The sequence below is a fragment of the Neisseria mucosa genome, from assembly GCF_003044445.1.
In the GTDB taxonomy this organism is placed as follows: domain Bacteria; phylum Pseudomonadota; class Gammaproteobacteria; order Burkholderiales; family Neisseriaceae; genus Neisseria; species Neisseria mucosa_A.
The window spans coordinates 63,827-79,301 of the sequence record NZ_POWX01000006.1; the positions used below are offsets into that span (position 1 = coordinate 63,827).

The 15,475-nt window shown below is 53.3% G+C and carries 11 protein-coding genes; 4 read left to right on the top strand and 7 right to left on the bottom strand.

Annotation, left to right across the window (positions count from 1 at the left end; translation table 11 throughout):
* Positions 1-7 precede the first annotated feature (7 nt).
* The 4 genes from oppC to DBY90_RS05160 all read right to left on the bottom strand — a co-directional run bounded on the left by oppC (position 8) and on the right by DBY90_RS05160 (position 5,824).
* Entirely contained in the window at positions 8-916 is a 909-nt protein-coding gene (oppC, locus tag DBY90_RS05140; RefSeq protein WP_107986635.1) for an oligopeptide ABC transporter permease OppC, read from the bottom strand.
* 73 nt (positions 917-989) lie between these two features.
* A complete protein-coding gene (gene oppB / locus DBY90_RS05145; protein WP_070513000.1) occupies positions 990-1,910 on the bottom strand; it encodes an oligopeptide ABC transporter permease OppB in 921 nt (306 codons plus the stop codon).
* 387 nt (positions 1,911-2,297) lie between these two features.
* Positions 2,298-4,094: an aminopeptidase P family protein gene (locus DBY90_RS05155; RefSeq protein ID WP_107986638.1), complete on the bottom strand. Its 1,797-nt coding sequence runs from the start codon at positions 4,092-4,094 to the stop codon at positions 2,298-2,300.
* 104 nt (positions 4,095-4,198) lie between these two features.
* Positions 4,199-5,824 carry a peptide ABC transporter substrate-binding protein gene (locus DBY90_RS05160; RefSeq protein WP_107986640.1) on the bottom strand — a complete coding sequence of 542 codons (1,626 nt, stop codon included), beginning with the start codon at positions 5,822-5,824 and terminating at the stop codon, positions 4,199-4,201.
* 316 nt (positions 5,825-6,140) lie between these two features.
* Here DBY90_RS05160 and DBY90_RS05165 point away from each other — a divergent pair, with 316 nt between their 5' ends.
* From DBY90_RS05165 to DBY90_RS05175, 3 genes are all read left to right on the top strand, one after another.
* Positions 6,141-7,124 carry a porin gene (locus DBY90_RS05165; protein WP_107986642.1) on the top strand — a complete coding sequence of 328 codons (984 nt, stop codon included), beginning with the start codon at positions 6,141-6,143 and terminating at the stop codon, positions 7,122-7,124.
* A 523-nt stretch (positions 7,125-7,647) separates the two neighbouring features.
* Positions 7,648-8,373 (top strand): metal ABC transporter ATP-binding protein, encoded by a 726-nt coding sequence (locus tag DBY90_RS05170; protein ID WP_199904694.1) that lies wholly within the window; start codon positions 7,648-7,650, stop codon positions 8,371-8,373.
* Between the two features lie 106 nt (positions 8,374-8,479).
* A complete protein-coding gene (locus tag DBY90_RS05175; protein ID WP_107986646.1) occupies positions 8,480-9,355 on the top strand; it encodes a metal ABC transporter permease in 876 nt (291 codons plus the stop codon).
* A 286-nt stretch (positions 9,356-9,641) separates the two neighbouring features.
* Here DBY90_RS05175 and DBY90_RS05180 read toward each other — a convergent pair whose 3' ends face one another.
* Complete coding sequence (locus DBY90_RS05180; RefSeq protein ID WP_107986648.1) at positions 9,642-11,063, bottom strand: surface lipoprotein assembly modifier; 1,422 nt, start codon at positions 11,061-11,063, stop codon at positions 9,642-9,644.
* 125 nt (positions 11,064-11,188) lie between these two features.
* On the bottom strand, positions 11,189-12,613 hold the full coding sequence (locus tag DBY90_RS13285) for a Slam-dependent surface lipoprotein (protein WP_234405103.1): 1,425 nt from the start codon (positions 12,611-12,613) through the stop codon (positions 11,189-11,191).
* A 142-nt stretch (positions 12,614-12,755) separates the two neighbouring features.
* On the opposite strand from DBY90_RS13285, the gene DBY90_RS05190 reads away from it, so the two are divergent.
* Positions 12,756-13,121 carry a transcriptional regulator gene (locus DBY90_RS05190; RefSeq protein WP_016687458.1) on the top strand — a complete coding sequence of 122 codons (366 nt, stop codon included), beginning with the start codon at positions 12,756-12,758 and terminating at the stop codon, positions 13,119-13,121.
* 67 nt (positions 13,122-13,188) lie between these two features.
* Here the strand turns inward: DBY90_RS05190 and clpA are convergent, their stop codons facing one another.
* Positions 13,189-15,474, bottom strand: coding sequence for an ATP-dependent Clp protease ATP-binding subunit ClpA (gene clpA / locus DBY90_RS05195; protein ID WP_107986650.1), 2,286 nt, complete (start codon positions 15,472-15,474; stop codon positions 13,189-13,191).
* Position 15,475 lies beyond the last annotated feature (1 nt).

The window sequence follows — 15,475 nt, forward strand, 5'->3', positions numbered from 1 at the left end:
GTGTGTGTCAGCGGTCTTTGGGGTCGAGTGCGTCGCGCAGGCCGTCGCCGATGAAGTTGAAGCAGAAGAGAGTGGCGACGAGGAAGAAGCAGGGGACGAGGAGCTGCCACGGGGCGGCTTCCATGGAGGCTGCGCCGTCTTGGAGCATGGAGCCCCAACTGGTAATGGGTTCTTGTACGCCCAATCCGAGGAAGCTGAGGAAGGATTCGAACATGATCATGCCGGGGACGAGCAGGGAGGCGTAAACCATGACGACGCCGAGTACGTTGGGGATGATGTGGCGGGTAACGATGCGGCGGCGGGATACGCCTGTGATGCGGGCGGCTTCGACGAATTCTTTGTGTCTGAGGCTGAGGGTTTGGCCGCGGACGATGCGGGCGACGTCAAGCCATGAGACGAGTCCGATGGCGACGAAGATGAGGAAGAGGTTGCGCCCGAAGAAGGTGGTGAGGAGGATGACGAAGAACATGAAGGGGAAGGCGTTGAGGATTTCGAGCAGGCGCATCATGACGGAGTCGAGTTTGCCGCCGAAAAAGCCTGCGAGCGCGCCGTAGAGCGTGCCGATGACGACGGCGACGAGTGCGCCTGCGATGCCGATGAGCAGGGAAATGCGCCCGCCGGCAGCGGCACGGGTGAGGAGGTCGCGTCCGAGCAGGTCGGTGCCGAAGTAGTGGCGGGTGGAGAAGGAAGGCGGGATTTGCATGTTGTCCCAGTCGGTGTAGTCGTAGGTGTAGGCGCTGATCCAGGGGGCGGCGACAACAAAGAGGGTGATGGCGGCAAGGATGAAGATGCTGCACAGGGCGGCTTTGTTGTTGCTGAAACGCCGCCATGCGTCCTGCCACAGGCTGCGTCCGTGTACTTGTGCCTGTTCGGCTGCGTCTGCTATAGCGCGGGAATTTTTCTTGTTGAATAGCATGGTGTTCTCCGTTGTTTTGTTCGGGGTCGTCTGAAAACGGCAAAACCGGTTTTCAGACGACCTTTTTTTGCTTTTAATAGCGGATTTTGGGGTCGATCAGGGCGTAGAGGATGTCGAGTATGGCGTTGAAGACGATGGTCAGTACGCCGACGAGGATGGTCAGCCCCAAGATCATGCCGTAGTCGCGGTTGAGCGCGCCGTTGACGAAGAGTTGTCCGATGCCGGGCAGTCCGAAGACGCTTTCGATGACGATGGCGCCGGTGATGATGCCGACGAAGGCAGGAACGAGATAGGAGAGGATGGGCAGCATGGCGGGACGCAGTGCGTGGCGCAGGACGATGCTGTTCATCGACAGCCCTTTGGCGCGGGCGGTGCGGATGTAGGGGCTGTTCAACACTTCTATCATCGCGCCGCGCGTGATGCGGGCGAGGCCTGCGACATAGCCGATGGAGAGGGCGGCGACGGGCAGGATGAGGCTGGTCAACGAGCCGTCATTCCAGCCGCCGGCGGGCAGCCATTTGAGGGTGATGGCGAAGATGAAAATCATGATGGGGGCTTTGACGAAGCTGGGGACGACGATGCCGGTCATGGCGGCGGTCATGATGGTGTAGTCCGCCCATGTGTTGCGCCTGAGTGCGGCGATGGTGCCCATGAGTACGCCCAAGACGGTGGAGACGATGAAGGCGTACACGCCCAGTTCGACGGAAACGGGCAGAGCTTGGGCGAGCAGCTCGTTGACGTTGTAGTCTTTGTATTTGAACGAGGGGCCGAGGTCGCCGTGGGCGAGTTGTTTGAGATAGTTGAAGTATTGCAGGTACATCGGGTCGTTCAGGTGGTATTTGGCTTCGATGTTGGCCAGTACGGCGGGCGGTACGTTTTTGTCGCCGGTGAAGGGGCTGCCGGGTGCGAGCCGCATCAGGAAGAATGAGACGGTAATCAGTACCAGCATGGTGGGGATGGCGGAAAGTATGCGGCGGATGATGAATTTCAGCATATCGTACCTGCTCGGGGCTTGGTGGGTCGGAATATGCCTGAATACGGGAAGGCGGTCTGAACGGGGTTCGGACGCTTGGGTTGGTTTTCTCTTCTTTGTAGTCAGGCCCTTGGTTTTGGAGTGTGCGGGCTTTTGTTTTATGGTCGTCTGAAAACTTGGGATGGGATTTCGGACGGTTTTTTATTGTGGCTGTTGCGGGCGAAACCTGCGCTGTGGGTTTGTTTTAGAGGTCGTCTGAAATCGGATTTTTGGTTTCAGACGACCTTTTTGCTGGTGTTTTTCGTGGGCAAAGCCCACGCTACGGTCGTTTTCAGACGACCTTTTGATGTTGGCGCGGGTTCGTGGTTAGAACCCACGCCACAGTCGTTTTTCAGACGACCTTTGCCGTTAACGCGCCAGCGGTTCGGTGCGTTTGATCAGCCATGCTTTTGCCGCGCCTTCGGTCAGCGGCTCGAGGCGGCGGCGGACTTCGGCGTGGTAGCGGTTGACCCACTCGATTTCGCCGTCGGTCATGAGGGCGGTGTCCATCAGGCGGGTGTCGATGGGGCAGAGGGTCAGGGTTTCGAAGTAGAGAAAGCTGCCGAACTCGGTTTCCTGCGGGTTGGCGACGGCTTGGTTGGCGGCGAGGTTCTCAATGCGGATGCCCCATTTGCCGGGACGGTAGAGTCCGGGTTCGATGGAGGTCACCATGCCTTTTTTCATGGCGTGCTGCGGACCGGGAACGGCGGCGCAGGCGATGACTTGCGGGCCTTCGTGGACGTTCAGGAAATAGCCTACGCCGTGGCCTGTGCCGTGGCCGTAGTCGCATTGCGCCTGCCAAAGGGGTTTGCGGCAGATGGCGTCTATCATCGGCGAAAGGATGTTTTCGGGGAACACGGCTTCGGCAAGCGCGATATGGGCTTTGAGGACGAGGGTGTTGTCGCGTTTTTGTTCGGCACTCGGTGTGCCGACGGGGACGACGCGGGTGATGTCGGTCGTACCGCCTTTGTATTGCGCGCCGGAGTCGATGAGCAGGAGGCCGTTGCCGCTGATGGTGCTGTGGCTTTCGGGCGTTGCGCTGTAATGCGGCAGGGCGGCGTTGGCGTTGAAACCTGCGATGGTGTCGAAACTCAACGAGATGAAGCCCGGACGTGCGCTGCGGTGGCGGTGGAGCATGGTGTCCACGTCGATTTCGGTCAGGCTGCCGCCGTTGTCGATGATGTCTTCAAACTCGGCGAAGAAGCCGCACAACGCCGCGCCGTCTTGTTCCATCGCTTCGCGGATGTGGGCGATGTCGGCTTCGGATTTGACGGATTTGAAGAAGGTGGACGGGTTGATGCCTTCGATCAGGCGCACGCTTTCGGGCAGGCGTACGAGGGTGCTGACGGCGGTTTTGTTCGGCTCGATAAACAGCGTGCCGCCGATTTGCGCGAGTTTGTCGGCAACTTGGGCGTAAGGTTCGACCGTGATGCCGGCGGTTTGCAGCGCGGCGGCGGCTTCGGCGTTCAGACGACCTTGGTCGGTAAACAGGACGGCATTGTCTTTGCCGATAAGCAGGAAGGATACGAAAACGGGATTGAAAGGCACGTCGCTGCCGCGCAGGTTGGTCAGCCAAGCGATGTCATCAAGCGAGGAAACCAAGTGGTAATCCGCGCCTTTTTCCGCCATGACGGCGCGCACGCGGGCGAGTTTCTCGGCGGCGGTTTCAGAGACGTAGGCGGGGTCGTGGATGAACACGGTTTCGGCGGGGATGGCGGGACGGCTGGTCCACACTTGGTCAAGCAGGTCGTCGGGGTGTTCGATGCGGATGTTTTTGGCGGTCAGGGATTGCGCCAAAGTGCGTTTGCCGGTGAGCGACACCATATCGGAAGGGATGCCGACGGCGGCGTTTTCGGGCAGGTTTGCCGCGAGCCATTCGTTGTACGGCGGAACTTGCCCGCTTTTTTGCAATTCAATGCCACTGCCCGCAAGCTGTTTAGTGGCTTGTTCCCAATAGCGGCTGTCCACCCACACGCCCGCTTCGTCGGCGGTAACGACAAATGTGCCGACCGAGCCGGTAAAGCCCGACAACTCGCGGCGCGCCTGCCAGTGTGCGGGCAGGTATTCGGAAAGATGGGGGTCGGCAGAGGGGATGACGAGTGCGTCCAGACCTTGCGCCTTCATGGCTTCGCGCAATGCGGACAGGTAATTCGATACGGTATTCATGAACGGATTCTCCAATAGGGTTTCGCGGTTTCAGACGACCTTTTTATAGCGGATTAACTTGATGTACAGGAAGGTCGTCTGAAAAACGTGTCTATGTTATCAAATCACTTCTTGGGTGCAAACGACCAATTTTTGATGGTGTAATTTTTCAGCGGGTCGCGGTCGGAGTAGCCTTGGATGTCGGGTTTCACCAGATTGATGCTGACTTGGTGATACAGCGGGATAAAGGCGTCGTCGCGTTGCAGCATCGCCTCGGCGCTGACGTAGCGGCGGGCGCGCTCTTCGGCGGAAATGCCCGCTTCGAGCGTGCTGTTCATCAGCTTGTCGAATTCGGGATTCTTGTAATTGAAGGCGTTGTTCGGATTGTTGGATTTGAAAATATTGAGCATGCCCGCAGGGTCGTTGTAGTCGGAACACCAGCCCGCAAACGCCATGCTGAAGTTGCCTTGCAGGCGCTTGTCCAAAAAGGTTTTCCATTCTTCGTTCATCAGCGTGGGGCGCACAAACGGTACGGTCGCCTTCCAAATGGATTGCAGCGCGGTAATTTGTTTCTTGGCGGCCTCGCTGGTGGTATAGACGATTTGGAACTCAAGCGGTTTCTCTTCGCTGTAACCCGCTTCGCGCAAAAGTTTTTCCGCTTCGGCAATGCGCGCTTCGCGCTTGAGCGGCTTCCATGCGGGGGCAGATTCGCCGCCGCCCTGCATATTCGGCGGGGTGAGCTGGAACGCTTCCTTGTCGCCGCGTCCGGCAACTTTGGTAATGATGGCGCGGTCGGTCAGGAGGTTGAGCGCGCGGCGGACTTTGGGATTTTTAAATTCGGCGGATTCCAAGTTCGGCTCTAAAAACCAAGAACACAGCAAAGTCGCGCGCCGAACCTGTCCGGGAAATTCTTTCTCGGCAATCTTGATCTGGTCGGAAGGGATGCCGTAGGTAACGTCCACTTCGTCGGCGCGGTAGCGGTCGTATTCTTTGCCGCTGGCGAGGAACACCGCCTGCGGGATGGATACTTTTTTGCTGTCGTAATAAGCAGGGTTTTTATCCATGGTGATGTGGCTGTTGACACGCCATTCTTTGAGGATGTATGCGCCGCTGGAAACATAATTGCCCGGCTGCGTCCATTTTTCGCCGAATTTCTCGACCGTGGCGCGGTGGACGGGGTAGGTGAACTGCTGAATCAGCATATCGGGGAAATACGGCACGGGCGCGGTGAGCGTGAATTGCAGCGTTTTTTTGTCCAAAGCCTTGACGCCCAAAGTATCCGGCTTCGCCTTGCCTTGTAGGATTTCCGCCGCACCCTGTATTTTCGCGTCTTCCAAATAGCTGCTGTTAGGCGCGGCGGTTGCAGGATCGGCGAGGCGGCGGAAGCTGTAAACGAAATCTTCGGCGGTAATCGGGTCGCCGTTGCTCCAATTTGCATCGCGCAGGTGGAACGTCCAAACGCGCCCTTCGTCCGACGGCTCCCATTTCAACGCCAAGGCGGGAATGGTTTTGCCTTCGGCATCCGTACTGACCAAGCCGTCCATCATCTGACGGATAATCGCGCCCGCCGCCATATCCGAGCTTTTTTGCGGGTCGAGCGTACTCGGTTCGACCGCGTTGCTGATGACGATTTTATTGTATTCGCTGCGCTTGAATTCGGGCGCGGGCTTGACTTCGCGATGACACGCCGACAGCGCAAGCACTATGGCAAGCGATAAAGCTAATATGGAATAAGGTTTGTTCGGCAGCACGTTTTTTCTCCTCTTCTCGCTATCTCTCCCTCCATCCTGCGTTTTGCAAAAAATAAAAAAAACTACATATGACTACATGGTAGGGAAATATTCTGATTTTTGGCGGATAAAAAGATTTATTCTCTATGGGTATTTGAAAAAATCCGCCTGTTTTGGAAATCGGTTTGCAAGATAACACAAAAAAACGCCGTAAAAAACATTTTTTGAAATAAAAGTTACAAGTGATTACAAAAATATTGATTTTTTTGCACGCCTCAAATAGTATAAAACCCTGTTTAAACGCAGCCTCAGAAAAATCAAATAAAAGGAGAATAAAATGAAGAAGTTATTAATGATTGCGGTTGCCGTCCCGCTTGCCGCCCCCGCATTGGCATCCGATAACGAAGCCAAAATCGGCGGACGGATATTTACTTCTATCGAACACGAACGCAACGGCAAAGGGCAATCCGCTACCGATATATCCGACAACAACAGCCGCATCTGGATTATGGGCAGTGAAAAACTCGACAAAGACCTCAAGCTCATCTACGGCGTCAATTCATTCGTCGCCTTCGACTACAACGGCTGGAGTACGGACGACTCCTATATCGGTCTGCGCGGCGATTTCGGTACTGTCCGCGCCGGCTGGCTCAGTACCCCCATGCACTACCTGACCGGCGAACAAGACGCGTTCAACGGCAACAACCACACCCAAACCATGGGGCGCATGACCCGTTTCGGCGGCCGTGAAATCGCCCTGAACTACGAATCCAAAACCTTTGACAACGGCTTCAACTACCGCGTCCAAATCGCGCCCGGTGCCAACAAATACAAAGACAGGAAGCGCAACGGCGACTGGATGGCGGGCTTAGGCTTGCACTACAAACACCCGACCAACGGCTTCAACGCCCACTACGCCCTCGAATACGCCCGCAACGGCTCGCCTGACGATACCAAAGACAGACAGGTTCATTCCCTGAAAGTCGGCTACGACAAAGACAATCTCTACCTCGCCGCCGGCATGATGTACGCCCGCAATGTTGCCGACAAATTCCACTGGGAAGACGAAACCAAAACCAATACCAACACCCGCGATTTCCAAGTGACCGCCGGCTACACCATGGGCAACATCACCCCCAAACTCGGCGTCGCCTACGGCCGCTCCGATACCGGCAAGAATTACAAACAGCTCGCGTTCAACACCGAATACAAATTCTCCAAACGCACGACCCTCTCGTTCAACTCCGGCGTAGTCAAAGAAAGCAAAGACCCCAAAACCGGCTGGGCGGCAGGCGTGTCATTGGAACACAGCCTTCAATAACACGGGATTTGAAGCATAAAAGGTCGTCTGAAAACCTGAATATGGGTTTTCAGACGACCTTTTGTGTTTGGATTCATTGCTTGCTGATGCAGGTAGGATGCTTGTATCCGACAACTGCTTGAAATTTTCCACATTGCCTAATTAGGGTTTGAATGTTGATAACGTTGGATACTCATACCTGGCCTACTGACTCCTGAATCGGGACAATAAGCCGGGTCGTTTCTTCGTAGGCAAGGCACACGCCGCTTATACGGGCAATCTGCCTGCACCGGCTTTGAAAAAGGTCGTCTGAAAACGGCAGATGCTTTGTCCACAAGAATCGTGCCTATATCCGGATACTGCCTTTATGTTTACAATCATAATGTTATAAAGTATCATCTTTACTTTTGTTTCATTTTGAACACATCGTCTTTAATTCCGATATTGTTATGAATTCCATTTTACTCACCGGATTGTTCCAACGCCTGCTGATTGCACTTTTCGCTCTGGCGGCGGTTTGGGGCATGTATTTTTGGGCGGTTGCATGAGTATCGTTGTTGAAAATCTGACGGTCAGCTACCGGACACGACCTGCCGTACACCATGTCGGCATCGAATTTGCCGAGCATTCGATGTGGGCGGTCTGCGGGCCGAACGGGGCGGGTAAATCAACTTTTTTAAAAGCGGTCATGGGTTTGCAGCAAGTCGATACGGGACGCGTCCTTCTGCAAAACCTGCAACGCAAAGACATCGCCTACCTGCCGCAGCAGTCGGACATCGACCGCGGTCAGCCGATGACGGTTTTCGAACTGGCGGCGATGGGTTTGTGGTACGAAATCGGCTTTTTCGGACGGGTTAACGCGGCGCAGCGTACCCGCGTTTTGGATGCGCTTGCACGCGTCGGTATGCGGGATTTCGCCGACAGGCAGATCGCCCATTTGTCCAACGGTCAGTTTCAGCGCGTTTTATTTGCGCGTATGCTGGCGCAGGGGGCGAAATTCCTGCTTTTGGACGAACCTTTCAACGCCGTCGATGCACGCACAACCTACGCGCTCTTGGACGTATTGTGCCAATGCAATGAGGAAGGGCAGGCAGTTATCGCGGTGTTGCACGATTATGCGCAGGTACGCGATTATTTTTCGGACACGCTGTTGCTGGCTCGGGAAAAGGTTGCGGCGGGCAGGACGCTGTCCGTCCTGACCGATGACAACCTTGCCCGCGCGAATATGCTGATGCAGCGGCAGGAGTCTGAGGACTGGTGCGACGTATAGTTTGCACCGTCCCCTTGTAAAGCCATACGTCGTCTGAAAGACGCGGCTAAGGATTTTCAGACGACGTTTCCCATTTTCAGAAGTTTTCCCTTATTTACCGGATACCATGAATTTATACGATTTGCTGATTTCCCCTTTTGCGGAATTCGACTTTATGCGCTATGCGCTTGCGTCGGTATTCTGTCTGGCTTTGAGTGCCGCTCCGGTCGGCGTGTTCCTGGTCATGCGGCGCATGAGCCTGGTAGGCGATGCTTTGAGCCATGCCGTCCTGCCCGGTGCGGCAATCGGCTATATGTTTGCCGGGCTGAGCCTGCCGGCAATGAGCGTCGGCGGGTTTGCAGCAGGCTTGCTGATGGCGCTTTTGGCGGGTTTGGCGAGCCGTTTTACATCGTTGAAGGAAGATGCCAACTTTGCCGCGTTTTATCTGAGCAGTCTGGCAATCGGCGTGGTTTTGGTCAGTAAAAACGGCAGCAGCGTCGATTTGCTGCATCTCTTGTTCGGGTCGGTCTTATCGGTGGATATTCCCGCGCTGCAACTGATTGCCGCCTCAGCAAGCGTTACGGTAACGGCATTGGCGATTATTTACCGCCCGCTGGTTTTGGAAAGCATAGACCCACTGTTTCTGAAAGCTGTCAGCGGGAAGGGCGGCTTTTGGCACGTCGTCTTCCTGATTTTGGTGGTGATGAACCTTGTTGCAGGCTTTCAGGCACTTGGTACGCTGATGTCGGTCGGTCTGATGATGCTGCCGTCGATTACCGCGCGGCTCTGGGCGAAAAGCATGGGTGCGCTGATGGCTTTGTCCGTTTTTATCGCGCTGGTCTGCGGTTTTGCCGGACTGCTGTTTTCCTATCACGTCGAAATCCCGTCGGGGCCTGCAATTATCTTGTGCTGCGGCGTGCTGTATGCCGTATCGCTGGTGTTCGGAGGGGAAGGCGGTATATTGGGCAAATGGTTCAAGCGTCGAAAGCATAAGGCTTTGTGATGGGCGGTTGTGCAAGCTGAAAATCAAAAAGGTCGTCTGAAAAGCTGCTTGGGCTTTCAGACGACCTTTTTAGGTTTATCGCTCGGATTTCTGAATCCGGTTTATTGTCATTCAAACAGAAACGCTTCAATCGGCGTTATTCCCGCGAAGGTGGAGATACACTTTTAATTTTGACAACCGTTTTTCAAATACCTCTTTCTTAGGATTTCCGACGAATTTCTGCCGGCGCGGGAATTACGGCGGATAGAGGGCAGAGTGTTTTTTCCGACCCCTTATCCCTGCTGCTTCAAAACTGTTTCTCCACACTGACGAATGTCTGCATACTCTTGCGGGAATAGAAGCCGCTCATATTGCTGTCGATTTTCAGATAACGGAAATTCAAATGCGGCACTAAGCCTTTCCATGAAATTTTATTGTGCCAAATAGAAGCATTTGCCTGATATTCATGGTCTTTACGGGTCAGACGGTACACCAGGCTTCCCGGCGCATCAAAGGTACGGCGGGCGTAGCGTAGGTTGGTACGGATGCCGAATCCGTTCTCAAACGCTTTCGCCGCACCGAAGCGTATGCCCTTGCGCACGGATGCCTGCTCCGCTTCTTTGGTCATGTCGTGCGACCAGTCCGCACCGCCGTAGAGCAGCCAGTTTTTCGGCGCAGAGTATGCCAGCGTTGCCCCCGCCAGCGGCATATGGCTGTTGTAACGCGCTGCTGAACCGCTGTTCCGATAGTATTTTTTGATATAGCCTGCATTGAGCGAGAGCCGCCATTTTTCGTTCAGACGACGTGAAAAATCGGTATGGATACCGGTTTCGCGATTATAGCGTTTGCCGCCCAGCCAGTTTTGTTCGGCAAATGGCACAACCCCGAAAGATTGCACCGCCGAACGGTTTTTATAGCCTGCCGCCAAGCGCAGGCTTTGCTCGTTAAAATCCTGATTGTCCCAATAATGCACGCCGTCGCCGCTCAGGCTGCCGTAAACAAAATGATGTCCGCCCACATTGATTTCGCGTGATATGCCTGCACCGTAGCGGATACCGTGCGCCTTTTGCGGCAGGCTGTCAGCGGTTTTATTCCAGCGTCTGCCGTTCCATTCTATAACGCGCTCGGACGAGGCATTGTTCACATTATCGGTCTGCTCGTATTGCAGCGAAATATCGGGCTGCCAGTTTTGCGTCGATTCAATGGAAGCAAGATAGCGGTCGGCAAGTTGCTGCATGGGCGGCTGCAAATCCGGTTTTGCCCGTTTCAATTCAGCTTTTGCCTCATGGTACTGTTTGTTTTCAAACATCATTACGCCCAAATCGAAACGCGGATACGCCAAATCGGGATGTTTTGCCAAAATGCCGCGATAGAGCGATACAGCCTCACCATGCCGCAACTGACTGCGCCGCAAGGCGCCTAAAGCATAATCGTATAAAACGGCATCCCGGTCGGGCGCGGCTTTATATTGCGCCAACGAACCTTCCAGCGTCTTCCAGTCCCGTCCGATTAATGCGCGGTTGATCTGTGCTTCCAATAAGGAATCGGCAGATAGGTCGTCTGAAAGCCTCTGTTCTGCGGGTTTGTCGTCGGTAAAATCTTTTGAGGGTGTTTCGCTGTTCGGCTGCTTGTCAAAAAATACAGGCGCAGGTACACGGACAACGGGTGTATCGGCAAGGGCGGCTATTGGGAAAGAGAGCATCAGTAAGACGAGATGATTTTTATTCATTTTATTCAGTAGGATATGTATTTTAGGAGTATCCGGTTATTATACGGATAACGCGGTGAAAATGGTCGAAAAGGTCGCCTGAAACGTTTTCAGACGACCTTTTACATCATAATTAAGATGGAAAATTATTTTTGAATATCTCCGCGCTGTCCGCCGAAGCCGACTGTATCTTTGCCATTAAAGATAACTTTTCCTGCAATTTCTTCTGCATTTTTACCGAAGAAACCCAATGAGTAGTTACCGGTTTTGTATCCCTGTTCTGCCGATGCAGAAATATTAGAATCTTTGATTGTTCCGCTATTTAGCTTAATCGCCTCGCCTAGTCCGGTAATTTCCCCGGAACCTGTGCGTTTGGAAAAATCAATGATGTAATATAATGAACCCTCTTTTATACTTTCTTTTGATTCATATGAGTTCCAATCATAAGTATTTAGATATGTTCCATTAAATGCTTTGCCTGTATAAGTTGCAGAACCTATACTTGGAATAGCATGAGAGTCTGTTTTTAATCCTTCGATGAAAATAGAAGAATTCCTATTATCTGAGAAAATATAGCCAGTTTGATTGTTATACGAAATATTACCTGCATAATCACCAATTACTACGGAATATGGCAAATTGTAGATAACAGAGTGAATACGGCCTTCATTTGTCAGTGAATTACTAATACTTTTAGAACTTGTAGTAGTCTTTGCCTGAAGCGTATCAAAAGGATATTTTGCATTTGAGAAAACTACACCTTTAAGTTTCTCGGCTTCATCAATATTTAATTGTCTGATGAAGGCTGTAAGTTTTTGTTGTTTTTCACTATCGTCAGTTTCTATATTTGCTGCTGCAAATTGCTTTGCCTGCTCTTCAGATAACCCTTTTTGAAGTGCAAATTCAATTAAATTAGTCAGTTTGGCAGAAATACGAGCTTCTTCAGCTTTACGAGCTTCTTCAGCCTTACGAGCTTCTTCGGCTTTGCGAGCTTCTTCGGCTTTACGAGCTTCTTCAGCCTTACGAGCTTCTTCGGCTTTGCGAGCTTCTTCGGCTTTGCGAGCTTCTTCGGCTTTACGAGCTTCTTCAGCCCTACGAGCTTCTTCGGCTTTGCGAGCTTCTTCAGCCTTACGTGCTTCTTCGGCTTTACGGGCTTCTTCAGCCTTACGTGCTTCTTCGGCTTTGCGAGCTTCTTCGGCTTTGCGAGCTTCTTCAGCCTTACGTGCTTCTTCAGCTTTACGTGCTTCTTCAGCTTTACGAGCTTCTTCGGCTTTACGGGCTTCTTCGGCTTTACGGGCTTCTTCGGCTTTACGGGCTTCTTCGGCTTTACGGGTTTCTTCGTCTTTACGTGCTTCTTCGACTTTACGGGCTTCTTCAGCCTTACGAGCTTCTTCGGCTTTACGGGCTTCTTCAGCCTTACGTGCTTCTTCGGCTTTACGAGCTTCTTCGCCTTTTGTATTTTCAATATTGGTATCTGTTGGTCGTGCAGATGGAGTTCCTCCCCCACCTCCGCCACAGGCTGCCAGACTTAGAGCGATAACGGTTACTGCGCTTATTTTTTGTAAAGACATAGATGCTTCCTTGTAATGGGAGGGTTAATAAGTAAATTCAGGTGTATTGTCAACCAGTCATTTGAAAATATCAAGTAAATAATTTACAAAAACAACAGAACTGTTAAATTTTGCAACAGTCGGCTATTCATAATTCTCGATTATGCATACCGAACAAGACAAAATTGATTTCAGCGAACGCTTGAAAACCGCAATCAGGCTGGCGGGTTTGGATAATCTTTCCAACGCCAGCCTTGCCAACCGCTTCAATCTGCGCCATCCCAATCAATCCGTCAGTACGCAGGCTTTCCATCATTGGTTGGTCGGACGTTCGATTCCGACGCCCGATAAAATCGAAACGTTGGCGAAATGGCTGGATACCAGCGGAGAATGGTTGCGGCACGGACGAATGTTGGAAGAAGGTGGGGCAGTTTCCCCGCAAGAGGCGTTGTTGTTGAAATATTTCCGCGCGCTGTCGCCGGAAAAGCAGGAGGCGTTGATTACTTTGCTTCATAAAGCGGAGGATTGAGTTTTAATCACAAAAAGGTCGTCTGAAAACGGAAATCTTGTTTTCAGACGACCTTTTGCCTTATCCGTCAAACCGCTGCTGCTTCAGGTTTGGCTTTGTTTTTCTTGAATTTCAACACGGCTTCTTCTTTTGCCGCATCCCAGTCTATCCGCACGAAGCCGCCGTCGGCGAGTTTGCCGAACAGGAGTTCGTCGGCGAGCGGTTTGCGGATTTTTTCCTGAATCAGGCGGTGCATCGGGCGCGCGCCCATTTGCGGGTCGAAACCTTTTTCCGCCAGATATTTGCGCAATGCCGGTGTGAATTCGGCTTCGACTTTTTTGTCGAGGAGCTGGTGTTCGAGCTGGAGCAGGAACTTGTCCACGACTTTGGCGATGACGGGTTCGGACAGGGGCGCAAACGGGATAATTGCGTCCAAGCGGTTGCGGAATTCGGGCGTGAAGAGTTTGTTGATCGCCTGCATTTCGTCGCCGCGTTCGCGCTTGGCGGTAAAGCCGAGGCTGGGGCGGCTGAGGCTTTCTGCGCCTGCGTTGGTGGTCATAATCAGGATGACGTTGCGAAAATCGGCACTCTTGCCGTTGTTGTCGGTCAGTTTGCCTGCGTCCATGACTTGCAGGAGGACGTTGAAAATGTCGGGGTGGGCTTTTTCGATTTCGTCCAAGAGTAATACGCAGTGCGGATGTTTGTTGGCGGCTTCGGTCAAAAGGCCGCCCTGGTCGAAGCCGACGTAGCCCGGCGGTGCGCCGATGAGGCGCGATACGGCGTGTGGCTCCATGTATTCGGACATGTCGAAGCGTTGCAGCGGTACGCCCATCGAGTAGGCAAGCTGTTTGGCGACTTCGGTTTTGCCGACGCCAGTCGGACCGGAGAAGAGGAAGCTGCCTATGGGTTTGTCGGGCAGGGCGAGGCCGGAACGCGACATTTTGACGGCGGTAACCAGCGCGTCGATGGCGTTTTCCTGACCGTAAACCATGTTTTTCAAATCGCGACCGAGGAATTGCAGCACTTGTTTGTCGTCGTTCGATACGGTTTTTTCAGGAATCCGCGCGACTTTGGCGATGACGGTTTCGATTTGCGCTTTGCCAATGACTTTTTTCTGTTTGGATTTGGGTAAAATCCGTTGCGCCGCACCTGCTTCGTCCATCACGTCGATGGCTTTGTCGGGCAGGAAACGCTCGTTGATGTAGCGGGCGGAGAGTTCGGCGGCGGCTTCGAGTGCGCCTTGCGTGTAGCGCACTTGGTGGAAGCCTTCGAACATCGGTTTCAAACCGCGCAGGATTTGCACGGTCTCGGCGACGGTGGGTTCGACCACGTCGATTTTTTGGAAGCGGCGGCTTAGGGCATGGTCTTTGTCGAAAATAGTGCGGTATTCGTCGTAGGTGGTCGCGCCGATGCAGCGCAGCGAACCTTTTGCCAGCGCGGGTTTGAGCAGGTTGGATGCGTCCATCGTGCCGCCGCTCGTGCTGCCTGCGCCGATGATGGTGTGGATTTCGTCGATAAACAAAATGGCTTGCGGGATTTTTTCGAGCTGTTTCAAGACGGATTTGACACGTGCTTCAAAGTCGCCGCGGTATTTTGTACCCGCCAAAAGCGAACCCATATCCAACGCGTACACTTCGGCATCTTTGAGCGCGTCGGGAATGTCGCCATTGACGATTTGATGCGCCAAGCCTTCCGCCAGCGCGGTTTTGCCAACGCCTGCTTCGCCGACCAAAAGCGGATTGTTTTTGCGGCGGCGACAGAGGATTTGCACCAGCCGTTCCATTTCGTGCTTTCTGCCGATTAAGGGGTCGATGCGGCCGGCTTTGACTTCGGCATTGAGGTTTACAGTGTAGTCCGACAACGAACCGCTTTTTGACTCGACGGGGTCGTCTGAATCATTGTCGGGGTCGTCTGAAAAGCTTTTGTGTTCATCGTCTTCGGTTGCACCGTGGGCAATGCAGCGCAAAACTTCAAAACGCGTAACCGATTGCAGCTTGAGGAAATAAACGGCGTGGCTGTCGGTTTCGCTCATCAGCGCCACCAAAACGTCCAAAGGCTCGACCAAACCTTTGCCTGCGGATTGGGTATGCACCATCGCCCGCTGGATGACGCGCTGGAAGCCGAGTGTGGGCTGGGTTTCGACCGTATCCAAAAGGTGGTCGGGAATTAGGGGGGTATTTTCGGCAACGCTGGCGGCGAGTTGTTCGGACACCACTTTCAAATCCGCGCCGCAGAACTTGAGGACGTTGGGGACGGAGGCATCTTCTTCGATTAACACCAAAAGCAGATGCTCGAGGCTGATAAATTCATAATGAGCCTTACGCGCCTCGCGGTAAAGCTGCTGCAAAATCTGTTCCAATTCGGGTGAAAGCATA